We start from the raw sequence: 25,136 nt of genomic DNA, 5'->3' as shown, positions 1-25,136 counted from the left end.
TGAAAACTTTAATCATGTAGAATAAATTGTACATTTGTAGAATTAATACGACGAGTTGTTTTGTCGGATTCTATAAAAAATGAAAACAAAATTATTCTATTCTTTCCTGTTTTTTGGAGTTTATCTATTTGGGTTTGCTATCGAAAATATGCCAAAAGTTGATTTTTCTGCTTTCGCTATTTTAGAAGTAGAATTCACAACCAATCCAACTACATCAAATACAGATGTAGTAACTACTTGCATTGGGCAAACCATTACTTTTACAGATGCTTCACAAAACTTAGGAGATAATCCTGATTATATATGGTCATTTGAAGGCGGTTCAATTGCTCAGGCTTCAACTGAGGGTCCACATGAAATTCAGTACAATTCAGAGGGAACATTTTCAGCAAGTTTGACATTGAATGGAACGACCAAAAGCATCACCGTTGAAGTTTTGCCTGCACCCAATTCACCTTCATTAGAAATCGATAATTCATCATCTTCAGGTTATTCTTCAGAAGTAGATAGCGGTCAAATTCAGTTTTTACGTTGTGGAAGTTTCAATTTTGCAAATTTCAATTTTATAGATCCTAATCAAGATACTTATCCAGAAGGAACCACTTTTGACATTAATTGGGGAGACGGAAGTCCTGAAGCTACTTCATTAGAAAGCCATATCTATAATCCAGGTATTTACACCTTAACTTATAGTATAATTTATCCTAGTGGTTGTTCAGCAAGTACTGATTTTTCAATTTATGTTGGAAACGAGCCACCTACCATTACCATTTTTAATTCAGGTTCTATTTCTTGTAAACCCAATGAATATGATTTTACCGTTGCAGCTTCAAATGATTTGCCTGGAACTATCTATGAAATTAATATCAACGATGGGTCTGAGCCTATTATTTTAAATGGCTTGCCTACCAATCCGTTTACATTAACTCATGTGTTCGAAGATACTTCTTGTGGAGCAACGTCTGTTGTAAACAATACAACCTATTACGATGCTTTTTCAATTCAAGTTACGGCGTACAATCCGTGTTCAACGCAAGGTTCGTTTACTTCTGTTGGACCTGTTCGCGTTTCAGAAAGCACCGAACCTGATTTTACAATGAGCAATACAACAGCTTGTGTAAATAATGAAATTAGCTTACAAGATATCACCAATCCTGGAGCTAGCGCAACCCAAGGCGGCTGCTCTACAGATTATGGTGTGTATTGGGAAGTGAACCCGTTAACGGGTTTTACAGTTACCGAAGGAAGCTTAGGAAGCAACAACGGTTTTACTGGAGATACTTACGACTGGAACGAATGGACTAACGGAGATGGAAATGTAAACATTAATTTTAACGAACCTGGAACTTATGAAGTTACCTTATTTACTGGGAATAATTGTGGTGAAGAAAGCATCATTAAAAGCATTTGTGTGGCGCCAGAGATTAAAGCGGAATTTGAACTTGATGAAAACGAAGCCTGTTTTTCGGACATTTTTATAGTTGAAAATACATCGAGTTTACCAGGCTGTAATCAAGATAATTTATACCAATGGAACATTACGGCCAATCTTAATGAATGTTCTGACGAATTACCAAGCAACGCAGCTTGGAATTTTGTAAATGGAACAAATCAAAATTCAGAAAATCCAGAGATTGAATTTGCTGAACCTGGATTATACACTTTAGAGTTGGTTTTGAATACCAACGAGCAAGATGCAGCTTGCAAAACGGATTCTTTTTCGCAAGAAATACAGATTAAGGATACCCCAGAAGCAGTTTTAGAAAACCAAAGCGTTTGTATTGACCAAGATGTTCAACTTTCGGCTTTGGTTTCCAACTGCTTTGCAGACCAAGAGCCAACTTACAACTGGGATTTTTCTGATTTACCAACCAACATTTCTAATTCTACTGAAGCTGAACCGATTCTAAATTTTAATCAGCAGGGTGTTTTTCAATATACTTTAGAAGTAGAAAACGAATGTGGAATTGCAACTTATACTGGAGAAATTACCGTTTTAACAGAAACCGAAGCAGAAATTATTGCTCCCGAAGAAGTGTGTGCCAATGGAGCTATTTCTTTAGAAGGTATTATTTCGGGCGCTACCACAACAGGTGTTTGGACGGTAAATGTGGAAGGTGGAAGCTTTGAAGAAAACCCAAATGTACTTCAACAAACTTATCTTCCTGCTGAAGATTTTGTAGGAAACATCGAATTTACACTCACATCTACTTCTGATGAAGAAATTTGTGATGAAGTCAGCCAAACTTTTGTGGTGGAAGTTCAACCACAAGCAGAAATTGCAATTGAAGCAGCCGAAGCTGTTTGTTTAAATGAAAGTATTGAACTTACCGCAATTCTTGGTGGTTCAGCTACCGAAGTAACTTGGACAAGCAACCTAAACGGAAGTTTCTCGGATGCTAATGCTGTTCAAACTACATTTAATTTACCAACTGATTTTTCTGGAGAAGTAGAAATTTTTGCAACAACCAATAATCCAGACGGTGCTTGTGAAGCGGTTGAAACAAGTGTTTTAATCAACGTATTGCCTACTCCTGAAATGCAAACTCTGTCTGATTTGGTGGTTTGTAACACAGAAGTAATTAACGAAATAGAATTTACAGGAACCAATGCTGATTTTGCAACTGATTTTACATGGGAATTTACAGACGAAATTGGTTTAGGTCAATTAACGGGAACTGGAAATATCCCTAGTTTTTCTGCTCAAAACTTAACAGAAGATTCATTTACAACGCAAGTAAGTGTTACACCACTTTTAAATATAAATGGTATTATTTGCGAAGGCGAAGCAGAAACCTTCAACATTACCATTCATCCTGCGCCCTTGGTGAATGATATTTCATTGAGCTTTTGTGAAATAGCTGACATTGATTTTTCACCAGAAGATTATACCGATAATTATATTCCTGACGGAACAACTTATACATGGAGTTTGCCTACAGGTAACGAAAATGCTGCGGTTAGCGGCGCAAGCGCTTCAATTGATGAACAAAGCAATTTTACGCAAAACCTTATGCAAGTAAGTAATGAAGATACCTATTTGGTATATGAAGTTACTCCGCATTTAGGAAGTTGCGAAGGAGCAACTTTTCAAGTAGAAGTTTATTTTCCTGCCAAACCAGAAATTCAAAATGCCAATTTTGAAGTGTGTAGCGGAGAAGAATTGACCACTAATTTTTCTGATTTTTCATCTAATTTAGTTCCCGAAGCAACTGAATTTACATGGACAGTAAATTCAACTAATTCAGCTACTGGAGCGACTAACCAAAATGAACTTTCAGTTAATTTTCAACAAACTTTATTTAATGAAACTACCGAAAATCAAGTTGTTAATTATACAGTAACACCACAACATGCAGATTGTGTAGGCGAAGCTTTTGATGTTGCTGTTTTGGTAAAACCCAATCCTAGCATAGTAGATTATTCCTTCGAAGTATGTAGCGAAGAAACTATTGTTTTTCCTACTGAAAGTCAATTGAATGATTTTCCTGAAAACACCCAATTTACTTGGGAAGTTGTACAGAATCAAAACATCAACGGAGCCAATCCAAGTTCAACTGAAGCTGCTTCAATCGAGCAAACTTTAAGTTCCAATAGCCTAGTTTCAGAAGAAGTAATTTATCAAGTTACACCTTGGTATGATGCTTGCCAAGGACAAACTTTTGAAGTTTCAATACTGGTAAATCCGTTACCGAATGTACAAGATTTTGAACTAAGTGTTTGTACAGGCGGAAGCTTTTCACTTTCGGTAGACGATTATTTTGCTGGTGAAGTTCCATCGAACACGCAATTTACCTGGGAACTGCCAACTGGGGAAAATTCAGCTGCAATTCAGGGTGCAACTGCTCAGCAAACACCAACAAACACTATTTTTCAAGAGTTAACCAACACTTCGGGTGAGAACACAAGTTTAGTCTATACCATTACACCAGAAACTGAAGATTGCGTTGGAGAAAGTTTTGAACTGACCGTTAACATTGAAAATTCTGGAGAAATTGCTCAGCAACCCACAAGCTTTCAACAAATTTGTGTTGACGGACAAGCTGCTGTTTTAGAAGTAGAATTGGAAATTACTTCTTCAAGCACCACTTACCAATGGTATAGCAATACCGAAGCTTCATCAAATGGCGCACAAGCAATTGATGGGGCAACAACTTCTAGTTTTGATCCAGGAAGTTTTACGACAGAAGGAAATTATTTCTACTATGTGCAAATTAGTCCACAAGGAAATGAATGCGGAGATGTAGTTAGTGAATTTTCTGAAATTGAAGTAGTAAGCAAACCGAGTATCGAGATAGTTTCAACAGAAACCGAATTTGATTATTGCCAATATTCAGAAGTTTCAACTTTAACAGCAAATGCTTCAGGTGGAATAGGAGAAGTTGAATTTCAATGGTGGGTAAGTTCAACTGAAAATTTCAGTGATGCAACGCTAATTAGCAATGCGAACCAAGATGAATTTTCACCTTCAACCGAAGAAATTGGAAGTTTCTATTATTTTGTTGAAGTGCTTCAAAATAACTCAGGTTGTAATGCAATAAGTGAAGCAGTTCATGTGGAAGTTTTTGCTCAACCTGAAATTCAACAACAACCCGAATCGATTGTAGCTTGTTTAAATGATGATTCACAAGAACTTTCTGTAGGTGTAGATTATTCGACAGGAAATCCAAGTTTTCAATGGTTTGCTAGTGAAAATACTGATTTTACAAATGCAAATCCAATTGCTGGAGCTAATCAAATTACTTTTTTACCCGATACCAGTGAAGTTGGCGAAATCTATTATTTTGTTGAAGTGAGTTTTGATAATGCTTCTTGTAACACCTTAATTTCGGAACCTGCTTTAGTAGAAACTATTGTTGCACCAGATTTAGAAGAACTTCCAGATGTTGAAATTTGTGTTGGAGATCTATTTGAAGTGATGCAGTTTTCAAACTTAGATGAAAATATGTTAACTCAATTCAGCTGGACAAACTCCAATCCAAATATTGGTTTGGCAGGAAGCGGAACCAATTCAATTCCTAATTTTATTGCAGAAAACAACTCGACTGAAACACAAGTTGCTGAAATTACTCTAACGGCTACATCGCAATACCAAGGTCAGTCTTGTGGAATTTCTACACAAACTTTTAATATTTCAGTGAGTGCTCCCATACAAGCAAATACTACATTTTCAGATTTCAACGGAGTACACACACGCTGTGAAACTACTAATGATGCATACATTATTTTAAATCCATCAGGTGGTTTTGCAAACGATGAATCTGCCTACGATTACGCATGGACAGGACCGGATAATTTTAGTTCTTCACAAAAAGAAATCTATAATTTAAACACTGGTTTGTACTTTGTTGAAATTACCGACCAAAATGGCTGTTCTGCTTTATTTGAGTATGAAATTATTGCTCCAGAAGCGCTAAGTATTGAAGAAGAACTAAAAATGAATGTTTTATGTCATGCTGACTTTTCAGGTTTAATTGATGTTAATGTGAATGGTGGTACTGGCAATTACACCTATTACTGGGAAAAAAACGGAGCTGTATTTTCAACTCAAGAAGATATTTCCAACTTGGAAGCAGCGACTTACCAATTAACTGTTTTTGATGAAAACCTTTGTTTTGCTAGCCAAACTTTCGAAATCACTCAGCCAGAAGCTTTAGAAATTGAATTACTAAATAGTGGAGGAGCTACCTGTTTTGGTGAAGAAGATTCTGGTTTTATAAATATTGCTGTTTCTGGTGGAGTTCCTATGCAATCTACTAGCACTAATGCAGACTACATTTATCAATGGACCAGTGCGGATGGTTTTGAAAGCAATGAAGCTAATTTAGAAAATTTATCACCGGGTATCTATACTTTAGAAGTAACCGACCAAGTTGGATGTTCTGCTACTTTAGAAGTAGAAATTGAAGAACCTGAAGAATTGGTTATCAATTACGAAGTAACTAGAGAATCATGTGCAAATGCAGGCGATGCGAGTATTGATCTGAATATCAATGGTGGAGTTGCACCATATACCATCAATTGGGAAAATGGACAACATTCAGGCAGAATTATAGATTTAATTGCAGGAATTTATACAGTTCAAGTAGTAGATGCTAATGGCTGTGAACGTGAAATTGATATTGAAGTTTTACCTCCAGCAAGTTATACTGCAGAATTAACGGCAACAAATTTAAGTTGCTTTGAATCTAATGATGGAATAATTGATTTAGACATCGTGGCTGATGGAGATTTTGATGAAAGTCAGCTTCAATTTACCTGGTCTGGACCTGATGGTTTTGAAAGTACCACACCAAACATTACCGACCTAGCAGCAGGATTTTACGAAGTTGAAATTGCCACATCCGATGCTTGTGTGCAGACTTATAGTGTAGAAGTTGAACAGCCTTCACCGCTAGAAGTTACTTACCATGTAGAAAATGCATCTTGTAATGGCGCTGAAGATGGAGAATTAATTATACATGTTGAAGGTGGAACGCCACCATATTTTTCAAACGTCGGCGAATTTGAAGAAAGCTTTACGCTTGAAGCTCCACAAATAGGAACTCATCAAATAGAGGTTATGGATGCCAATGCATGTGAAATAATTATAGAAGCAGAAGTAACTGATGAGGTTCTTTTTGAAATTCCTGCACCAGTAGGTGAAGCATTTCAGGAGTTTTGTATTGAAGATGAACCAATGCTTGGCGATATTAGAGCAAGTGGTTTAGAAATTATATGGTTTGCCGATTATACATTAACCGAAGAACTTTCACCATTAGAAAGCTTGCAACAAGGTGAAACTTATTACGGAATTAATTACAACTCAGAATACGGTTGCGAGAGCACAGGAATTCTTGAAGTACGAGTAGAAATACTCGATGGAAATTTAGAAGTAAGAAACTTAATTACGGTAAACGGTAACGAATTAAATACCCGAATGAAAATTGAAAACATTAAGCGTTTTCCTGAAAACAAAGTAAGTGTTTTTAATCGCTATGGGAAATTGGTTTGGGAAGCAGACCATTATGATAATGAAAATATAGTTTTCAAAGGAAAATCGAATGCAAAAGGAACGATTAACAAAAATAAAGCACTTCCAACAGGAACTTATTTTTATGTGCTTCAATTTACTTCACCTTGTGGTTTTAAAACCAAAAAAGGATTTGTACAAATAGATAACAATTCTTAGTCATGAAAAGCTTACAAAACTTCGTTTTGAGCGGGATACTTATTCTTTCCTGCTTCATTGGCCATGCGCAATCCGATCCGAAATTGACGAATTATATTTTTACACCCCTAACTTTTAATCCAGCTTACGCAGGCAGTTTTGAAGGTTATAGTGCTTCAGCATTATATACTTCGCAATGGGTTGGTTTTGATGGCGCACCAGAAACACTATACTTGAGTGCGCACAGCAAAATAGGTGATTCTAATGTGGGTTTAGGATTAGATATAGTTAGCGATAAAGTGGGCGCCACCAAAGAAAATAGAGCACTTGGTAATTTTGCCTATCATTTACGATTGAATAGAACTTGGCGTTTATCTTCTGGAATTAAAGTGGGTTATGCCAATTACGCTATAGATTATCGGCAACTTTCTATTGAAAATCCACAAGAGTTTAATCCAAGTTTGGGAGATGTAAGTAACCACAGTTTTGTTTTTGGAGCAGGATTTTATTTACATACTGAAGATTTTTTTGTTGGACTTTCTGTACCTAATTTTTTAACAACACAATACGTAGACGAATTTAGAAATACCTTAGCTAGTAGCACACCAAATTTATTTGGGAACATCGGTTTTCAATTCGAGTTAGATCGTGATGTAGTTTTACAACCAACGGCTTTAGTTCGTGTAATTGAAGGCGCACCAATTAGTACCTTGTATTCGCTTAATTTTCATTGGGAAGAAAAATTTTATGCCAATGTAAATTTTGAATACGATGTTTCCGTTGGAGGATTTGTAGGCTTTAGAATAAGCGATCAATTTATGGCGGGTTATGCATACGATGCAACTATGGGTAAATATTCTCGATTTAATGGCGGTATTCATTCTTTGGTGCTCACACTTAGAGCTAAAGAACGCTATCGCCGTGGTAGATGTGGTTGTTATACATATTAAAACTAAAAAACCCTGCAAGGACTTTAAAATTCTTGCAGGGTTTTTGGTGAAGTAACAAAGTTGAAAATTTAGTTTATTCGGATTTCAAATCCGAATAAACCGAATAAACCGAATAATCATATACCAATTTCAAATCCGAATAACCCCTTCAATTATTACAAACTTCTTCGGTTATCATTTGAGTTTCGATCGATTAACTTGTTCAGCGGATCGATGCCTACTCTTGTGGGTTTTTGATCTACTTCAATTTCAAAAGCATTATTGATTTCTTCAATTTTATGCTTCTTCAAATAAATCAGTTTTTCTTCTTTTTTACCATCAATTTCTTCTTCCGTATAAATTCCTACATCAATATAATCAGCTAAAAACAAAGATTCTACTTTTTCATCATTAATTTCTTCAACTAAAGTAGGACCATAGGTTTCATCAAAAATAGAATTTCCTTTTTCGTCGCTGCGGTATTTCGCCACTTGTGCGGTAAACTTAACCTTGTAATTATCATTTTCTAACTTTTCAGTTTCCGCTTTAATTATTTTGTTGTCGTATAACGTAATGCTTTCAAATAAATCAGTAATTAAATACTGTAAGGAATCAGGCGTATGTTCACTAATGTGTTCCTTAAATTCAATTGCCGTTGTGTAAGGTGGTTCTTGAAAAGCCACTTTATCTATGTACGAGCTCAAAGCGGCATTAAAGTTCTTTTCACCTAAATAATCGCTCATGGCATACATGATCATAGAACCTTTATTGTAATGAATATACTGTTGATTTTCATTTAAAATAAGCGGTAATTCCATTTGACTTTCAAATTTTCTTCCGCTTAAATATTTGTCTAAAGCATCTTTTAAGAAGCGTCTCATTTTTTCAGCACCAAACGTGTTTTCCAATACTTTTAATGAACTGTATTCAGACAAACTTTCCGACATAAGGGTTGCTCCACGAACATTTGCACCAATTACTTGATGCGCCCACCATTGGTGTGCTACTTCGTGAGCAGTTACGCTAAACGGATAATCTACGCCTTCGTCTTCATCATTTACATCGGCAATAAATCCAATGGATTCAGAAAAAGGAACGGTGTTGGCAAATGCTTGTGCAAAAGTTCCAAAAACACTTGGGAATTCAATAATTCTTAGTTGTCTAAATTGGTATGGACTAAAGTTTTCTCCATAGTAAGCCAAGCCTTCTTTTGCTCCTTTTAGCATTCGGTCTAAGTTGTAATCGTGACCTTTATGATAAAAAATCTGTAATTTAATTCCTTTGAAATCTTCTTCAACTACTTCATATTCAGCAGACATGAAGTTGTAGAAATTCAAAATCTTATCGTCCATTTTGTAATGAAAATACCTTCTTCCATCTGCTTCCCATTCTTTTTGTAAATAACCAGGTGCAATGGCAATTTGGTTTGGCGAAGTACTCACGGTAGTTTCAAAATCAATCCAATCGGCATCACTCGATATGTAGGTGTTTTTCAAATTGTCAGGATCCAAAGGCGATTTCATTCGGTCTTTTGGTGGTAAGTTGTATTTTTCACGCACCACATTGTTTTTCAATTCTGCATTTTCATTGTAGCCAATACTCGGAAAAACACTGTTGTTCATAAACGTTCCATTGGTTATTACAGGCGAATTGTTTCGTAACCATGTATTGGGTTCATTTTTCATATTGAAATTAAATGCTACCGTATCTCCGGGTTGTAAAGCTTCATCTAATTGAATAATATGATAATTGTAAGTGGTGTCTTTCAAGACTACTTGATGCTTTCTATTGAAGCTGTATTCCGTTGGTCTATCGTTGAGGTTCAAATGAATAGAATCGATTACTTGATCTGTTTTATTCACTAAGTTGAAATGTCCTTCAACTTCAAAATCGCGAGTTTCAGGAAACAAATCTAAATTGATTTTAGAAGCTACAATTCGTGGTTGAGCTATTCCTGCAAATTTGCCATAGGTTTTTTCATACTCAACGCTTCGTAACTCTCTTTCTTTTCCTGAAAGGCGTTCATTTTGAATATTATTTACATAATAAATGTAACTTCCGATACTTAAAAATCCGATCAAACTTAAATATAAAACGGCTTGATTTACTACAGTGAAACGTTTTCCTGCTTGACTAAATCGTTCTTTTATTGAAGCGTAAATTCCGCGTCTAAAAAACAATAAAGCCAGTACATACAAAGCAATTCCAAATAATCCCCAGTAGAGTTTGTACATAAAGTAGCGCGTTAGGCCGCTTCCGTAGCCATTCATATCTGAATAACTCACTCCACTAATTTCATTAAAATTGAAAATAGCTTGTTCTACTCCAAAGCTAGAAAAGAATCCTAAGAATATGGTAAGCGCTATTAAGCTTACAAATCCTACAATATAATTTTTAATCAAGCTGTGGAAAAAGAAAGCTAAAAAAGTATAAATAATCCAATTCCAGATATTTACTACATAAAAATCGAATAAATAAAGATCGATTTCAAAATCATAAAAGCCTTTACTGGCTTGAAAACTTACTCCTATGATAATAAGTATAGCATACAGTATAAATATCATAAAAATGATTGCTAGAAACTTTGCCAATTGCATTACCCAACTCGAAATCGGCGTGGCATCAAGCAGTTGATCCATATAACTCATTCTGCCACGGTGAAGCAACATGCCGGAAAACAAGAAAATAAGAATCATTAAAAAGAGAGAAAGTCCACCTTTAGCTAAAAAAATTACATTTCTAGTAACAGGCAAAGTGTCTGTTCCTTGGATTGGCATACCGACTTCTAAAACCATCCAGGTAATTAGTATTGCAACTACAGCAATCGAAATAAAAGCCCAGTTTTTTAGGATGTATTTCAATTCTATAAACGTATGTTTCCAAGCCGTTTTTAATTGACTAATAAAAGAAAAATCAACTTGAAAAGATGGCATTGGTATTCGGTTGGTCACTCCAAAATTTTGTTTGGTTACTCGGTTTCCTTTCTTTTTAAAGAAGTTGAAGCTAACCGGTTGTTGATGAAACTTAAATAAACCAAATATGAAAGCGAAAATTACCGAGCTGATTCCTAGCCACAATAAGCGGTTGTATAAAACATAATCTTTAAACGGAATTAGCTTAGAATTTTCTTCCGCAACCGTCCAATACTCGGTTTCTAGACTTACTGCCGACATTCCTGTTGGGTCTAATAAAGCGGCAATGTTTTTAGTGTCTAAATCTTGCATATACGAGTTTGCCAAACTTTGAATAACAATTAAAATCACCACCGTGATGAATCCCACAAAAATGTTTCTTGAAAAAGTTACTACACCAAAAACAATGGCTCCAAAAAACAATAAATTAGGAATTACAATCAGTAAGAAAGGTTGGAAATAGTTTAAAAATTGAAATTCCAGTAGCAATTCTTGATTTGCACCTGGTAGCTGCGTTCCAATCCACAAACCAAGCATACAAAAAACAATAACCACCAAAACCATGATAAAGCTACTCACAAACTTCCCAAATAAGTAAGCAAATTTGGTAAATGGATAGGCGAAAAGCACTTGGTACATTTCGTATTTGTAGTCTTTATAAATGGAACTTCCTACAATAGAAGGCAGTAAAAAATAAACCAATAAGGCCATAGCTGCCAGCAATCCGCTGATTCCTATTGCTGAATTAATTTTACTAATTCCAGTTACGGTAACGGTAGAATCGTCAAAAACACCTATCGCAGAAGCCATAATAAACATGGAAATGACTGCCATAATGATGGCATAAGTATACAATAATGGACTCTTGAGCCAATATTTTAATTCGAAAAAAACAATTTTACTAAACATAGCTTATGCATTTATAGTTTGGTGTTCATCTTCTTTTAAATGCACAAAATACACATCTGCCAAATCGGCTTCAGCTTGTTTAAAATTAGCATCAGGTAGTTGTTCAGCAAAAACCCGAACGTTTAAGGTATTATCTTGGTTGTAATTACTAGAAATTACATTGTATTGTTTGGCTAATTCTTCTTCGCCTGCGCGATCGGTTATGGTAGTCCAAATTTTACCTTGAATACTTTCTACCGCTTCTTTAGGCGACATTTTACTTAAGATTTTACCACCGTTTAAAATCGCCATGTCTGTACACAACTCTTTTACATCGTCTACAATATGTGTAGATAAAATAACAATATGGTTGGTTCCAATTTCACGAAGAACATTTAAGAAGCGATGTCTTTCAGCTGGGTCTAATCCTGCCGTTGGTTCATCTACAATAATTAATTTTGGATCATTCAATAACAATTGAGCAATACCAAAACGTTGCTTCATTCCACCCGAATAACCGGCAACATGTTTGTTTTTTACTTCGGTAAGATTGGTTACTTCTAAGGCGTAAGCCACAATTTCTTGTCGTTCTTTTTTGTTGGTAATTCCTTTTAATTCAGCAAAATAATTTAACAAAGCTTCTGCCGACATTTTTGGATACACTCCAAATTGTTGTGGTAAATATCCCAGTACTTTTCGCAAACGCATTTTTTCTTCCAAAACATTGATATCGCCTAAATGAATCTCACCCGAATCTGGCTTTTGTAAAGTAGCGATAGTTCGCATTAAAGTTGACTTCCCAGCTCCGTTTGGTCCCAAAAGGCCAAACATTCCAGCGTTGATTTCAATAGAAATATCATCTAAGGCTTTTACACCATTAGCGTAAGTTTTTGATAGGTTTTTAAGTTGTAACTGAATCATTTTCGCATATTTAAGTTAACAAATAAGTATGCAAAATTTATTTTTTGTTACATTTTATCAAAAATTACTTTTCTGTTATTTCTAATAACGCATCATAAAGCAAATGAACCGGTAAACCCATTACCGTATAAAAAGAACCTTGAATAGAGGTAATTCCAATTTTTCCAATCCATTCTTGAATTCCGTATGCGCCTGCTTTGTCGAAGGGCTTAAATTGGTCTACGTAAAATTCAATTTCTTCTAATGTGAGTTCTCGAAAACTTACATCTACTTCATCGCTTTTTATGATTTGCTTTTCTTTTGAAGTTAAGGCTACGGAAGAAATAACCTGATGTGTGGTGCCTGATAAACTTTGGAGCATTTGCATAGCTTCCGCTTTGTTTTGGGGTTTATTCAAAGCTCGGTTGTTATGCCAAACAATCGTGTCTCCTGTAATGAGCACTTCGTTGTCTTTTAATTTTCTGAACCCATCGGCTTTCAATTTTACTAAATAATTAGTGATTTCTTCTTTTTGAAGCGAACTCGAAAAAGCTTCATCAACGGGCATTAATTCAACTGTAAAATCAAGTCGTAATTCTTTTAATAAAGATTTTCTTCTTGGCGAGCCAGAGCCTAAAATGATTTGGAAATGAGCTAGTTTTTCTTGTAGCATGGGGAAGGTCTTTTTTGAATTCATTTTTATTCGTGAAAACAGAATTGAGTTTTGAAAATTCCCAAATCTCTTTATGTGTAGCATTGATGAGATTTTCTTTTTTTACTGTAGTAGAATCCTTAAATTTTTCAGGCAGTAATTTTAAAATTCGATGTGAGATATTTTGGTCGAACAAAAGTCTCATACTGCACTATGATATGTTTTATTTTCTCTATCGGCGGCAAAGCTCAATGCTGCATAAATATCATTTTCAGTTAATTCATCGAAATCTTGTAAAATTTCTTGAATTGTCATTCCTGAGGCTAGCCAGTTCAAAATATCATTTACAGTAATACGCAAACCACGTATACAGGGTTTTCCACTGCGTTTACCTGGTTCTATCGTAATAATCTCTTTATAATTTACCATTATGCAAATTCTTTAAGTAAATATACAATTTTTTGTTTGATGTGATTTGTAACTTGATGTTGAATCCAATTTTTGAGTTTGATAGCAATTATATTTTTTAAACGAATTAAAATGTAAAGTTTGTGTATTGTCGGTTTTTAGATTTCAGGGCGCTGCCCCTCAATTGTTGGTATCTTTGATATCTTATCAAGATTTGTGGGCGCTGCCCCCAAAATCTCATTTATATTTCATTGAATTTCCACCGATTTTTTTTTAACTTCAAATACATCACAAAAAATTGAAATTATGGAGATTTTTTATGAAACGAAATAATTCAAAAAAACAGTAGTAAACATTTCGTTGTGCTTTCAAGTTTTCATAGCACAAATAGGGGCTTTAGCCCGTTAATCTTCATAACATTAATGCAACCGATACAATTCAAGGGGCGTAGCCCTGACATAATATTTTTGGTCATAGTCGGTTTTTAGATTTGTGTGCGATGCTCCCATAATTTCATTTCTGATTCATGATAATTTTCACCGAATAGTTTTTTTAAACAGGTGAAATTTAAACCCACCCATAAAACCCCAAACTAATCAAACCCAAAAACATCCAGATTTTAAACAGCATACTCAATTTTGAAAAATCCTTTTTGTGTTTTGCTTTTCCTGTTTTAACAAAAATGATGATCCCGCTAGAGACTAAGGCTAAAAAAATGTAAAGCATAGGAATGAGTTGACCTGCAAAAAAACGAAAGTATGCGTAAACAAGTCCAATAAGGCAAATAAAAACCAGAATTTGAATGAATTGCTGAGTTCGTTTTTTTCCCATAAGGATTGCAAAAGTCTGATGATTTGTAGCAAAATCGCCAACTACGTCTTCTGCATCTTTGGCTAATTCTCTAGCAAAATTGATAACTGCTGCAAATAAAATATAACTCAAAAGCAATTGAAAAACAGGATCTTGCAAGTGAAAAGTCTTTTCATCTACGCCTAAAACCCATGGCAAGAGAAGACTCAAACCCACCACTAAACTCACAAGAATGTTTCCAACTAAAAAGCTACCTTTCAAGTATTTTGAATACATGAAAAGTGAAATGAAAACAAAGCCATAAATAACTAGTGCCAGATAATTATTTGAGTTGAAGGAAAGCCAAAACCCCAAAATCAATCCTATTGTAGATAGAACTGCGTAAGAAATTAGACACCTCCTTTTACCTAGATGTTTGTAGTTATTGTAGTGTTTCGATTTGTTGATTAAATCTGTTTGTTGATCGAAATATGCATTGATTAAATTTCCACCCGCTGCTATAAAGCAAACACTACTGATTAAGCTAATCAGTTTCCAAGTTTCAAATTCAAAAGAAGGAATAAAAGCAGGTAGGAAAACCAATACCATTAAAACTTGTACCAGCGCCAACATGATTAAGTTGGGCAACCGAATTAAATTCACAAAAGCCAGTATTCGAGTTTGCACAAGTTAATAAAATTTTAGTTTTGTTTGTTTTGCTAATAAACGATAATGTTAATTTAAAAACATTATAATATTCATCTAAACATGAAACTTTCTATATATTCTTCCCTTGCTTGTGCTGAGTTAAATCGAAGTAAGGGAGGAATAAGGTGGGTGTAAAATTCCATAATCAGCAATTTTTTTGTAAAATCTACTTTATATTATATCGCCCATTTACCTTGTGTTTTTAAAACTTGCTCAATTAAATCTCGTACACAGCCTTTACCACCATCTTTGTGAGAAATGTATTTGGCTATTTTCTTTACTTCAGGAACTGCATTTTGTGGACAAGTAGGCAGCAGTACTTCTTTCATAGGATATACATCTGGAATATCATCTCCCATATAAGCTACTTCATCTCTAGAAATTTCATAAACATCTAGGTATTCATCTAAAATTTCTACTTTATCATGAGCTCCTAAATATACATCGGTTATGCCAAGGGTTTTTAATCGTTCGCGAACACCTTCGTTGGTTCCTCCAGAAATAATACAAACGTTGAAGCCACGGCTTAGCGCGTATTTCATAGCAAAACCATCTTTTACATTCATACTTCTTAATAATGTTCCTTGGTCAGAAATCAATAATTTTCCGTTGGTTAAAACGCCGTCTACATCAAAAATGAAGCACTTAATTTGTTCTAATAATTCTTTATAATTGGTTTCCATGTTTTTTTGCTATCGAATTTGAAAGTTGTTGGTAAATATCTGTATAGTTCGTTTTCTTCAATTGGTCTAAATGTCTGTTTATGGTTTTTTGGTCTTGGCGCAAAGCCGGACCAGTTTGAGCTTCAACCGGATTCAAACTTTTTATTTTGTTTGCTGTTTCTTCAATTAAAGCTTCTAATATTTCGAAAGGAATTTGATGCGATTTGCAAATTTCTTCACCTATGGCGTATAAATGATTCACAAAATTACACACAAAAACTGCACTTAAATGCAACTCTTGTCGTTGTGCTGTAGAAATGGAATACACTTTTGGTGAAATGCTTTTTGCCATTTTTTCAATTACCGCATAAGTTTCTTCATTTTCAGCTTCCAAACAAAAAGGAATCACTTTATAATTCAAGCTTTTATTTTTAGTGAAGGTTTGCAGCGGATAAAATACAGCATCGTTTTGATGCGTATTTAATAAATGCAAGCTTCCTGATGTATGTGCAACTATTTTGTTGGTAAACGGAATTTGTTTCACCACTTTTTCAATGGCATCATCTTTCACGGCAATAATGTACACATCGGCTTCTTGTAGCAAGTTGAAATCTGTTGTAAAGGCTACATTAATTTCTTTTTGCAGATTGGCTTCAACTTCACTTCGGTTATAAATTTGAAGCAATTCAATTTCATCAGCTGCTTTACAGGATTTTGCTATGTGAAAACCCACATTTCCGAAACCAATTAATACTGTTTTTATCATTTTAAGTCTGCTTCAAATGAGCCGTAAAAGTAAGCATTCCCAAATAAATGCCTCTCGATTTTGAAAAACTATATTTCTGCTTTGGAATATTGAATTGCTTTCACATTTAACTAAAATTTAAAAACACTTGCAGGCATCCCAAGTATATTTGCCAAAATTCGCCGCATGTCCGACTGTATTTCGTATCAACAAACTCAATATTTCTCAGATTTAATTACAGATTATATTGAAAAGAATCCTAAAGTTGAAGCTTTTTATAATCGCTTTCCAGCGCTTTCTTCTTTCGAAGTACAAATGACCGAAAAACGGGCTAGTTTTACTTCTAAAAACCGACAGACTTTAGTAGATGTTTTGTTGAAGCAATATACAAGCATTGCAGCTTCAGAAGCCAGTATAAACAACATCAAATCTTTGTTAGATGTAGATACGTTTACCGTTACTACAGGACACCAATTAAATTTATTTACAGGACCAATTTATTTTATTTACAAAATAGTTTCTACCATTAAACTTTGTCATCAATTGCAGTTGCAATATCCCGATAAAAAGTTTGTTCCTGTGTATTGGATGGCTTCAGAAGACCACGATTTTGATGAAATTAGCTTTTTTCATTTTCAACAAAAAAAATACAAAGCTCAGCATCAAAAACAAGGAAAAGTAGGAACGCATCCTACTGAAAATTTAGACGAATTATTTGCTGAATTAGACCAAGAATTAGGATTAGGAGAACAAGCTAACTTTTTAAGAAAACTCTTTCAAAAAGCCTATTTATATCATGATACCTATGCTGAAGCGACTCGGTATTTGGTGAATCAGTTGTTTCAAGAATATGGGTTGGTAATTTTGGATGCAGATGAAAAAGAATTGAAACGCTTGTTTATTCCGCAATTAAAAAACGAATTGCTTCATCAATCTGTGCATCAACATACTTCGGAGACCATCAAAAAACTACAGGCTGAAAATTATACAATTCAAGTAAATCCACGTGAAATAAATCTATTTTACATTCGTGATGAAGTACGTGAACGCATCATTTATAAAGATGAAACCTATTTTGTAAATGAAACAGAATGGCAATTTACCAAAGACGAATTAATTAAGGAATTGGAAAATTTCCCCGAACGATTTTCTCCCAATGTAATGACGCGTCCCTTGTATCAAGAAACTATTTTGCCCAATTTGTGTTACATCGGTGGTGGTGGAGAATTGGCGTATTGGTTTCAATTGAAGTCTTATTTTCAAGCTGAAAATATTCCATTTCCTATTTTGTTGTTGCGAAATTCAGCTTTGATGTATACCAAAAAACAGGCTAAGAAAATCAAGAATTTAGATTTGCAATTAAGTGATTTCTTTTTAGCTCATCACGAACTAGCTACAAAAGTAACCCACCAAATCAGTGATATTGAAATCGATTTTTCAGCTCAGAAAAAATACCTGCAAACGCAATTTGAAGAATTGCATCAGCTAGCCAGTTTAACCGATGCTAGTTTTAAAGGTGCAGTTGCTGCTCAAGAACACAAACAAATTAAAGGACTAACGCATTTAGAAAAACGATTGCTAAAAGCACAAAAAAGAAAATTAAAAGATTATTTACAAAGGGTAGAAGAACTTCAAATTTCTTTATTTCCCTCGCATTTGCTGCAAGAACGGTTTATCAATTTTAGTGAAATTTATTTGCTCTTGGGTAAAAATTTTATTCCGCGTTTACTTTCAGAATTCGATCCCTTGGCATTGGAATTTAATTTAATTCAAATTGAAAAGTAAGCTAGGCTTTTAAAGTTTCTAGATTATTTACCTTTGCCAACTAAATTTTTGATGAACTCGGTTTTGTGAACAAGCAAGCCGTTCAACTATTAAACAAAGGATTTTAGGCAATTTATGGCAGAGAATAAAAAGAACCAAATGAAGAGTATGCATTCCATAGATATCGATACGGTTGAAATGACTTTAGATATCATGAAATATGCTATTAATAGAATATCCAATACCAACCCAGAATTGGCTGCTCCTAAAAAGGAAGCAGATTTATTGAAATTGGTAGGCGAAACCATTACCAAAGATGGAATTGGGGGAGAAAAAGCCTTTAGCATTTTTCGAGATATTTTAGCAAAAGCAGCCGTTCCTGTAGATCATCCACGTCATTTGGCATTTGTACCTGCTGCGCCCACCCGCGCAGCTATTTTATTCGATTTAGTTACATCTGCATCAAGTATCCACGGCGCTTATTGGATGACTGGCGCTGGCGGAATTTTTTGTGAAAATAGAGCTATGGAATGGTTGGTTTCTTTAACAGGATTGCCAGAGAAAGCTTTTGGTGTTTTTACTTCTGGCGGAACTGCGGCTAACTTAAGTGCCATTGTTGCCGCTCGCGAAGCTTGGAGAGCCAAAAATGAAGAAAACAACGCTTTTAAAGGTTTGTTGATTACTTCGCATGGTGCGCACTCTTCGGTAAAATCGATGGCACAAGTTATCGATGCCGATTTAATTTTAGTGGAAGACGACCAAGAAGATAAATTAACAGGAAAAGCGCTTCAAAAAACCATTAATAATTTAAGTGAAGTTGATCGAAAACGTTTGTTTGCAATTGTAGCTACAGGTGGAACAACCAATGCTGGAATTATAGACGATTTAAGTGGAATTGCAAGCGTTTGTAAAAAAGAAGATTTGTGGTTTCACGTAGATGCAGCTTATGGTGGTGGCGCCTTGGCAGCACCTTCGGTAAGGCATTTATTCAATGGAATTGAAGAAGCAGATAGCATTACCATCGATCCGCACAAATGGATGTTCTCTCCTTACGATTGTGGCGCTGTTATTTATCGAAATATGCAATTAGCGGCCAACGCACACTCGCAAAAAGGAGCTTATTTAGATATTTTTAAAGATGATGGCGCTCAAGGTTTCAATCCAGCCGACTATCAAATTCAATTAACGAGAAGATTAAGAGGAATGCCACTTTGGTTTTCACTTGCCATGCACGGAACAGAAACCTATACCAAAGCCATTGAACGCGGTTTGACATTAGCTCAAAATGCTGCTCAACAAATACAAGATTTAGAACACGTAGAATTGGTTAGAGAACCCGGTTTATCCTGTGTTTTATATAGAAGAAAAGGCTGGGAAGCGAAAGATTATGTAGATTGGACTTATCAGAATCACCAGTCTGGTTTTGCCTTGGTTACTCCGACAAAATGGACCACTAATGGCGAAGCTGAAACCATTGCCAGATTTTGCTTCATCAATCCTGATACTACCGAAGAAGATATTGCTGATATTCTAAAAACAATGGAGTAAATGAAATGGAAGGATTTGACAAGTGCAGGTTTCTTCGCATTTTGTTTTTATCATTTTCTAAGTTTACAACAAAATGAGTTATTTCATTTAGTAGCAAATCCTGTTTTTTGGATCAAGGCAAGTATATCCATAGCATTGGGAATCATTTTTGTGTTTTCGTTTCAAAAATTCAAAAAGAAGAAAGACGGCTAAAACAGCCCAAAAAACCATTTGCATTTTTTGGTTTTTTCTTCTTTTTCAACTTCATCCTTTTTAGCAGGAGTTTTTTCGATTTCATTTTCATCTGGAAATAAACTTTCATCAGGTTCAATTTTGAATCGTAAAAAAGTATCGTCCCAGCCCATTAAAATATAAGCACCATCTGTTGCTGGTCGAGTGCTAATTGAAAATTGTTCGACTATGGTTGCGGTTTCTTGAGCTGGCAAGACAAAGCGCAATACATCTGCATCTTCTTGGTAATTGTAAGCACCCCAATCTTGGTGGTTTTTATTAATAATAATGGTCCATTCATCTTTTTCAGGAATACTAAACAAGGCATAAGTTCCTTTTTTTACAGGCTTTCCGTTTACTGAGCAGTGTTCATAAAAACGTATTTCTGTGGTTTCGTTTGCACCTGTTCGCCAAACTTCTCCGTAAGGTACAAGTTCGCCAAAAATTGTTCTCTCGCGTTTAAAAGGTCGACTATAAATTATTCTTACCAAGGGAGAATTATCTTCATTTCTAGCCATGACTGCATCCATTGGACTTTTATCTAAGTCTGAAAAGTTTTGAGAATAAGAAGTAATCAAACTTCCGATAAAGAAGATGAAGAATGCAAAAAGCGAGAGTTTATTTTTCATATAAGTTGAGGTTTTTCCTTTCAACTCCAAAAATTCAAAAAACGTATATTTTAGACGCCAATTTTAACGAAAATTAATTCACTAACAATTGTTAATAAATTCTCTGGTTTATACTGCTATTTTATTATTCAAAATGCGGCATAAGTAAATGCTTTGGTTATATTTGTGGGTTGTTAAAAAATCACGATTTATATGAGTGAAGAGAATAAAATTGAAAAAAGCTATTCAGCAGATAGCATCCAAGCTTTAGAAGGTATTGAACACGTAAGAATGCGACCATCCATGTATATTGGTGATGTTGGCGTTCGTGGTTTACACCATTTAGTATATGAAGTGGTAGATAACTCTATTGATGAAGCTATGGCAGGTTACTGCGATACCATTCGTGTTACCATTACGGAAAAAGGAAGCATTAGAGTAGAAGACAATGGTCGTGGTATTCCTATAGATATGCACAAAAAAGAAGGCGTTTCTGCTTTGCAAGTAGTAATGACTAAAATTGGTGCAGGAGGTAAATTCGATAAAGATTCTTATAAAGTGTCTGGTGGTTTACACGGTGTTGGGGTTTCAGTTGTAAATGCGCTTTCTTCAGATTTGAAAGCTACAGTGTATAAGAATAACCAAATTTGGGAACAAGAATATAAAATAGGTAAAGCTTTATACCCAGTGAAACCTGTTGGTGAAACTAAATTAGAAGGAACGGTAATTGAATTTATGCCCGATACAGATATTTTTCAAGAAACCATTCGTTTTAATTATGACACTTTAGCTTCAAGAATGCGTGAATTGGCATACTTGAATAAAGGAATTACCATTACTATAGAAGATCAGCGTCAAAAAGATGAAGAAGGAAACTTTTTCTTTGAAGAATTTCATTCTGAAGAAGGTTTAAAAGAATTTATTCGCTTCATGGATTCTAATCGTGAACCAATCATTGGCGGTGTGATTGCTATGGAAGGAGAAAAAAATGATATTCCTGTTGAAGTAGCCATGATATACAATAATTCGTATGCAGAAAACCTTCATTCTTATGTAAATAATATCAATACTCACGAAGGTGGAACACATTTGTCTGGCTTTAGACGTGGCTTAACTTCAACTTTAAAGAAGTATGCAGACGCATCTGGAATGTTAGATAAATTAAAGTTTGAAATTGCTGGAGACGACTTTAGAGAAGGTTTAACAGCGATTGTTTCAGTAAAAGTTCAACATCCCCAATTTGAGGGGCAGACCAAAACCAAATTAGGAAATCGTGAAGTAACTTCTGCGGTTTCTCAGGCGGTTTCAGAAATGTTGGAGATTTACTTAGAAGAAAATCCAAACGATGCTAAAATTATTGTTCAAAAAGTAATATTAGCTGCACAAGCAAGACACGCTGCTAAAAAAGCCCGCGAAATGGTACAACGTAAAACCGTAATGAGCGGTGGAGGTTTACCAGGAAAATTATCAGATTGTTCTGATCAAGATCCAGAAAATTGCGAAGTGTTTTTAGTTGAGGGAGATTCGGCAGGTGGAACAGCCAAACAAGGTCGTGACCGAAATTTCCAAGCTATCTTACCTTTAAGAGGTAAAATTTTGAATGTAGAGAAAGCCATGACGCATAAGGTTTTTGAAAATGAAGAAATTAGAAACATTTACACTGCTTTAGGCGTTACCATTGGTACAGAAGAAGATACAAAAGCCTTGAACTTATCCAAATTACGCTACCATAAGATTGTAATTATGTGTGATGCCGATGTGGATGGAAGCCATATTGCTACTTTAATTCTTACGTTCTTCTTTAGGTATATGAAAGAATTAATTGAAGCTGGACACATTTATATTGCAACTCCACCTTTATATTTAATAAAGAAAGGAAGTAAAAAGCGATATGCTTGGTCTGAAAAGGAACGAAGTGAAATTCAAAATGAATACAAAACCAATGTGAGCGTTCAGCGTTACAAAGGTCTTGGTGAAATGAATGCAGAACAACTTTGGGATACAACTATGAACCCAGATAATAGAATTCTAAGAAAAGTGACCATTGATAATTTAGGTGAAGCTGATCGAATTTTCTCTATGTTAATGGGAGACGAAGTTCCTCCAAGAAGAGAATTTATCGAGAAAAATGCTGTTTACGCTAATATTGATGCATAAATTTTTAACCCTTCGCAATGAAGGGTTTTTCATTTTTATCAATTAAATGCGGTATTTTTAGTAATTTTGGTATCAATTAATCAATTTTTGAATATTATGAAGTCAAGGTTTATTGTAGTTTTTTTAATTTTCTCATCGTTTTCTTCATTTGCACAGATTGATATTAATCGAGTTCTAGCTGCAGGAGCAGAAGATACACAGCTTTTTGCTGAAAATTATTTTGGACCAGGATTAGATGCTGTGGCTTATTCCTTAACAAATGCATGGTTTACTTCTGCGAAATCTAAGAATTTAGGGCAATTTGAAATTTCCTTTATCGGGAATGCTTCATTTGTAACTGATAGTCAAAATAGCTTTCAATTAGATACGGAAGATTATAATTTTTTAGAATTCCAAAGCGGACCTTCTATTCAAAATGTTGCTAATGTTTTAGGAGAAAATGATCCAAGTATAACTGCATTAGCTGTTTTTGAAGATGAAAACGGTAATCAGGAAAGTGTAGCTTTTACGCTACCACAAGGCTTAGCCAATAATGGTTTGGATTATGTTCCAACAGCTTATCCACAATTAAGCATAGGTTTTCTAGCAGGATTTGAGTTCAAATTTAGATATCTTCCTGAAATAAATACAGATGATGGAGCTGTTAAATTTTATGGTGTTGGTGTGCAAAACGAAATTACAGATTGGGTGCCCGTTCTAAATAAGTTACCTATACACATTGGTGTTGCTGCTAATTTCACTCAATTTACAGGCGATATTAAATTAGGCGAAACACCTATAGTAGATACAAGCAACGGATTTTTACAAAGTGAATTTAAAGCTTGGTCATACAGCGCAATTGTTTCAACAAAATTACCCGTTATCAATTTTTATGGAGGTATAAGTTATATTAGTGCTGAATCTGAATTTGGATTGAAAGGTGATTTTAGTATAAATGAAGGTCCAGAGTCTGGCGAAAGTATTCGCGATCCTTTTACAACATCATCAACAATTAGTGGTATGCGCGGCACATTAGGAGCAAAACTTACTTTAGCCTTTTTTAGAATTAACGTAGATTATAGCATACAAGAATACAATACACTTTCCGCTGGCATAAGCTTCGGAATTTAAAAACACAGAACCTTAATTAATAACCTTAAAGATAAATAAAAATGAAAGTAACCGTAGTAGGAGCAGGAGCAGTAGGAGCTAGTTGTGCAGAATATATTGCTATTAAAAACTTTGCTTCAGAAGTTGTATTAGTAGATATTAAAGAAGGCTTTGCTGAAGGTAAAGCAATGGATTTAATGCAAACGGCAACTTTAAATGGATTTGACACAAAAATAACCGGACGTACTAACGACTATACTGCTACTGCAAATTCAGATGTAGCTGTAATTACAAGCGGAATTCCACGTAAACCGGGTATGACTCGCGAAGAATTAATAGGAATTAACGCTGGTATTGTTAAAGATGTTGCTGGAAAAATAATTGAGCATTCTCCTGATGTAATTTTAATTGTAGTAAGTAACCCGATGGATACCATGACCTATTTAGCACATAAAGAATTAGGTTTACCTAAAAATCGTATTATAGGAATGGGTGGAGCTTTAGATAGCGCAAGATTCAAATATAGATTAAGTGAAGCTTTAGCTTGTCCAGCTTCAGATGTAGACGGAATGGTAATTGGTGGTCACAGCGACACGGGAATGGTTCCACTGACTAGCTTAGCTACCAGAAACTCGGTTCGTGTTAGTGAATTTTTATCTGAAGAACGCTTACAACAAGTGTCTGAAGATACTAAAGTTGGAGGAGCAACATTAACTAAATTATTAGGAACTTCTGCATGGTATGCACCAGGAGCAGCAGTTTCTTCATTAGTACAATCCATTGCTTGCGATCAGAAAAAAATGTTCCCATGTTCTACTTATTTAGAAGGCGAATACGGATTATCTGATTTATGTATCGGTGTTCCTGTGATTTTAGGCAAGGACGGAATTGAAGAAATTGTAGAGTTAAACTTAACTGATGCAGAAAAAAATAAACTTCACGAAAGTGCTGAAGCTGTAAAGAAAACCAATGCTTTGCTAGAATAAAGCAGATTAAAATATACTAAATTTAAGGCAG

At 34.9% G+C, this 25,136-nt stretch carries 17 protein-coding genes; 8 read left to right on the top strand and 9 right to left on the bottom strand.

Features of this window, described 5'->3' with window-relative positions; all coding sequences use genetic code 11:
• Nucleotides 1-79: 79 nt before the first annotated feature.
• Both IEV72_RS11800 and IEV72_RS11795 read left to right on the top strand, forming a co-directional pair.
• Nucleotides 80-7,171, top strand: coding sequence for a PKD-like domain-containing protein (locus IEV72_RS11800; RefSeq protein ID WP_188459322.1), 7,092 nt, complete (start codon nucleotides 80-82; stop codon nucleotides 7,169-7,171).
• Between the two features lie 2 nt (nucleotides 7,172-7,173).
• Complete coding sequence (locus tag IEV72_RS11795; RefSeq protein WP_188459321.1) at nucleotides 7,174-8,100, top strand: PorP/SprF family type IX secretion system membrane protein; 927 nt, start codon at nucleotides 7,174-7,176, stop codon at nucleotides 8,098-8,100.
• Between the two features lie 155 nt (nucleotides 8,101-8,255).
• Here IEV72_RS11795 and IEV72_RS11790 read toward each other — a convergent pair whose 3' ends face one another.
• From IEV72_RS11790 to IEV72_RS11755, 8 genes are all read right to left on the bottom strand, one after another.
• A complete protein-coding gene (locus IEV72_RS11790) occupies nucleotides 8,256-11,900 on the bottom strand; it encodes an ABC transporter permease/M1 family aminopeptidase (RefSeq protein WP_188459320.1) in 3,645 nt (1,214 codons plus the stop codon).
• 3 nt (nucleotides 11,901-11,903) lie between these two features.
• Nucleotides 11,904-12,800 carry an ABC transporter ATP-binding protein gene (locus tag IEV72_RS11785; protein WP_229731905.1) on the bottom strand — a complete coding sequence of 299 codons (897 nt, stop codon included), beginning with the start codon at nucleotides 12,798-12,800 and terminating at the stop codon, nucleotides 11,904-11,906.
• A gap of 64 nt (nucleotides 12,801-12,864) precedes the next feature.
• The gene (locus IEV72_RS11780) at nucleotides 12,865-13,476 is read right to left on the bottom strand and encodes a Maf family nucleotide pyrophosphatase (protein WP_308420178.1); all 612 of its coding nucleotides are present in this window, start codon (nucleotides 13,474-13,476) and stop codon (nucleotides 12,865-12,867) included.
• The gene (locus IEV72_RS13760; RefSeq protein WP_188459318.1) at nucleotides 13,364-13,636 is read right to left on the bottom strand and encodes a DUF5615 family PIN-like protein; all 273 of its coding nucleotides are present in this window, start codon (nucleotides 13,634-13,636) and stop codon (nucleotides 13,364-13,366) included. Before IEV72_RS13760 ends, IEV72_RS11780 begins: the two co-directional genes overlap by 113 nt.
• Nucleotides 13,633-13,860 (bottom strand): DUF433 domain-containing protein, encoded by a 228-nt coding sequence (locus tag IEV72_RS11770; RefSeq protein ID WP_188459317.1) that lies wholly within the window; start codon nucleotides 13,858-13,860, stop codon nucleotides 13,633-13,635. Before IEV72_RS11770 ends, IEV72_RS13760 begins: the two co-directional genes overlap by 4 nt.
• A 546-nt stretch (nucleotides 13,861-14,406) precedes the next feature.
• Nucleotides 14,407-15,315 carry a geranylgeranylglycerol-phosphate geranylgeranyltransferase gene (locus IEV72_RS11765; protein ID WP_188459316.1) on the bottom strand — a complete coding sequence of 303 codons (909 nt, stop codon included), beginning with the start codon at nucleotides 15,313-15,315 and terminating at the stop codon, nucleotides 14,407-14,409.
• Nucleotides 15,316-15,512: 197 nt separating this feature from the next.
• Complete coding sequence (locus IEV72_RS11760) at nucleotides 15,513-16,019, bottom strand: KdsC family phosphatase (protein ID WP_188459315.1); 507 nt, start codon at nucleotides 16,017-16,019, stop codon at nucleotides 15,513-15,515.
• Complete coding sequence (locus tag IEV72_RS11755) at nucleotides 16,003-16,764, bottom strand: Rossmann-like and DUF2520 domain-containing protein (protein WP_188459314.1); 762 nt, start codon at nucleotides 16,762-16,764, stop codon at nucleotides 16,003-16,005. The genes IEV72_RS11760 and IEV72_RS11755 overlap by 17 nt, the downstream gene beginning before the upstream one ends.
• Before the next feature lie 165 nt (nucleotides 16,765-16,929).
• On the opposite strand from IEV72_RS11755, the gene bshC reads away from it, so the two are divergent.
• The 3 genes from bshC (at nucleotide 16,930) to IEV72_RS11740 (ending at nucleotide 20,247) form a co-directional block, all read left to right on the top strand.
• Nucleotides 16,930-18,528: a bacillithiol biosynthesis cysteine-adding enzyme BshC gene (gene bshC / locus IEV72_RS11750; protein WP_188459313.1), complete on the top strand. Its 1,599-nt coding sequence runs from the start codon at nucleotides 16,930-16,932 to the stop codon at nucleotides 18,526-18,528.
• Between the two features lie 138 nt (nucleotides 18,529-18,666).
• Complete coding sequence (locus tag IEV72_RS11745) at nucleotides 18,667-20,055, top strand: pyridoxal phosphate-dependent decarboxylase family protein (protein WP_188459368.1); 1,389 nt, start codon at nucleotides 18,667-18,669, stop codon at nucleotides 20,053-20,055.
• The gene (locus IEV72_RS11740) at nucleotides 20,056-20,247 is read left to right on the top strand and encodes a hypothetical protein (protein WP_188459312.1); all 192 of its coding nucleotides are present in this window, start codon (nucleotides 20,056-20,058) and stop codon (nucleotides 20,245-20,247) included.
• On the opposite strand, the gene IEV72_RS11735 is transcribed toward IEV72_RS11740, so the two are convergent.
• On the bottom strand, nucleotides 20,244-20,894 hold the full coding sequence (locus IEV72_RS11735) for a DUF2911 domain-containing protein (protein WP_188459311.1): 651 nt from the start codon (nucleotides 20,892-20,894) through the stop codon (nucleotides 20,244-20,246). The two genes, IEV72_RS11740 and IEV72_RS11735, sit on opposite strands and share 4 nt — an antisense overlap.
• A 192-nt stretch (nucleotides 20,895-21,086) precedes the next feature.
• Between IEV72_RS11735 and gyrB the strand changes: the two genes are divergently transcribed.
• The 3 genes from gyrB (at nucleotide 21,087) to mdh (ending at nucleotide 25,105) form a co-directional block, all read left to right on the top strand.
• Nucleotides 21,087-23,030: a DNA topoisomerase (ATP-hydrolyzing) subunit B gene (gyrB, locus tag IEV72_RS11730; RefSeq protein WP_188459310.1), complete on the top strand. Its 1,944-nt coding sequence runs from the start codon at nucleotides 21,087-21,089 to the stop codon at nucleotides 23,028-23,030.
• Nucleotides 23,031-23,126: 96 nt separating this feature from the next.
• Nucleotides 23,127-24,140, top strand: a complete 1,014-nt coding sequence (locus IEV72_RS11725) for a DUF6588 family protein (protein ID WP_188459309.1) — start codon at nucleotides 23,127-23,129, stop codon at nucleotides 24,138-24,140.
• 41 nt (nucleotides 24,141-24,181) lie between these two features.
• Nucleotides 24,182-25,105: a malate dehydrogenase gene (gene mdh, locus IEV72_RS11720; protein ID WP_188459308.1), complete on the top strand. Its 924-nt coding sequence runs from the start codon at nucleotides 24,182-24,184 to the stop codon at nucleotides 25,103-25,105.
• The last annotated feature ends 31 nt before the right edge of the window (nucleotides 25,106-25,136 follow it).

The organism is Psychroflexus planctonicus (assembly GCF_014640195.1).
Taxonomy (GTDB): Bacteria; Bacteroidota; Bacteroidia; order Flavobacteriales; family Flavobacteriaceae; genus Psychroflexus; species Psychroflexus planctonicus.
This window is presented reverse-complemented; position numbering and strand designations above follow the sequence as displayed.

Excerpts from the sequence above, each read along its gene's own strand:
- IEV72_RS11800 (WP_188459322.1), top strand. The coding sequence starts at position 80 with ATGAAAACAAAATTATTCTATTCTTTCCTGTTTTTTGGAGTTTATCTA.
- IEV72_RS11795 (WP_188459321.1), top strand. The coding sequence starts at position 7,174 with ATGAAAAGCTTACAAAACTTCGTTTTGAGCGGGATACTTATTCTTTCC.
- IEV72_RS11790 (WP_188459320.1), bottom strand. The coding sequence starts at position 11,900 with ATGTTTAGTAAAATTGTTTTTTTCGAATTAAAATATTGGCTCAAGAGT.
- IEV72_RS11785 (WP_229731905.1), bottom strand. The coding sequence starts at position 12,800 with ATGATTCAGTTACAACTTAAAAACCTATCAAAAACTTACGCTAATGGT.
- IEV72_RS11780 (WP_308420178.1), bottom strand. The coding sequence starts at position 13,476 with ATGAATTCAAAAAAGACCTTCCCCATGCTACAAGAAAAACTAGCTCAT.
- IEV72_RS13760 (WP_188459318.1), bottom strand. The coding sequence starts at position 13,636 with ATGAGACTTTTGTTCGACCAAAATATCTCACATCGAATTTTAAAATTA.
- IEV72_RS11770 (WP_188459317.1), bottom strand. The coding sequence starts at position 13,860 with ATGGTAAATTATAAAGAGATTATTACGATAGAACCAGGTAAACGCAGT.
- IEV72_RS11760 (WP_188459315.1), bottom strand. The coding sequence starts at position 16,019 with ATGGAAACCAATTATAAAGAATTATTAGAACAAATTAAGTGCTTCATT.
- IEV72_RS11755 (WP_188459314.1), bottom strand. The coding sequence starts at position 16,764 with ATGATAAAAACAGTATTAATTGGTTTCGGAAATGTGGGTTTTCACATA.
- bshC (WP_188459313.1), top strand. The coding sequence starts at position 16,930 with ATGTCCGACTGTATTTCGTATCAACAAACTCAATATTTCTCAGATTTA.
- IEV72_RS11745 (WP_188459368.1), top strand. The coding sequence starts at position 18,667 with ATGAAGAGTATGCATTCCATAGATATCGATACGGTTGAAATGACTTTA.
- IEV72_RS11740 (WP_188459312.1), top strand. The coding sequence starts at position 20,056 with ATGAAATGGAAGGATTTGACAAGTGCAGGTTTCTTCGCATTTTGTTTT.
- IEV72_RS11735 (WP_188459311.1), bottom strand. The coding sequence starts at position 20,894 with ATGAAAAATAAACTCTCGCTTTTTGCATTCTTCATCTTCTTTATCGGA.
- gyrB (WP_188459310.1), top strand. The coding sequence starts at position 21,087 with ATGAGTGAAGAGAATAAAATTGAAAAAAGCTATTCAGCAGATAGCATC.
- IEV72_RS11725 (WP_188459309.1), top strand. The coding sequence starts at position 23,127 with ATGAAGTCAAGGTTTATTGTAGTTTTTTTAATTTTCTCATCGTTTTCT.
- mdh (WP_188459308.1), top strand. The coding sequence starts at position 24,182 with ATGAAAGTAACCGTAGTAGGAGCAGGAGCAGTAGGAGCTAGTTGTGCA.